Source organism: Streptococcus infantis (assembly GCF_047464615.1).
Taxonomy (GTDB): Bacteria; Bacillota; Bacilli; order Lactobacillales; family Streptococcaceae; genus Streptococcus; species Streptococcus infantis_Y.
Genome location: NZ_JASHBO010000044.1, coordinates 1 through 674 on the forward strand (window position 1 = coordinate 1; position 674 = coordinate 674).

The 674-nt window shown below is 51.6% G+C and carries 1 pseudogene; it reads right to left on the reverse strand.

The window, feature by feature from the left end:
• A pseudogene (locus tag QM450_RS10585) lies at window positions 1-674 on the reverse strand (hypothetical protein); the annotation flags it as partial.

Consider the following 674-nt stretch of genomic DNA (forward strand, 5'->3'; position numbering starts at 1 on the left):
CTTGTCGATGCTGACTGGCTTGCTGACGTGCTTGCTGATTGGCTCGCACTTGTCGATGCTGACTCAGACGCTGAGGTGCTTGCTGATTGGCTTGCACTTGTTGACGCTGATTCAGATGCACTTGTGCTTGCTGATTGACTTGCGCTTGTTGAAGCACTTTGGCTTGCTGACGTGCTTGCTGATTGGCTTGCACTTGTTGACGCTGATTCAGATGCACTTGTGCTTGCTGATTGACTTGCGCTTGTTGAAGCACTTTGGCTTGCTGACGTGCTTGCTGATTGGCTCGCACTGGTTGACGCTGATTCAGATGCACTTGTGCTTGCGGATTGACTTGCGCTTGTCGATGCTGACTGGCTTGCTGACGTGCTTGCTGATTGGCTCGCACTTGTCGATGCTGACTCAGACGCTGAGGTGCTTGCTGATTGGCTTGCACTTGTTGACGCTGATTCAGATGCACTTGTGCTTGCTGATTGGCTCGCACTGGTTGACGCTGATTCAGATGCACTTGTGCTTGCTGATTGGCTCGCACTGGTTGACGCTGATTCAGATGCACTTGTGCTTGCTGATTGACTTGCGCTTGTTGAAGCTGATTCAGATGCCGATGTACTTGCTGATTGGCTTGCGCTTGTTGAAGCACTTTGGCTTGCTGACGTGCTTGCTGATTGGCTCGCACT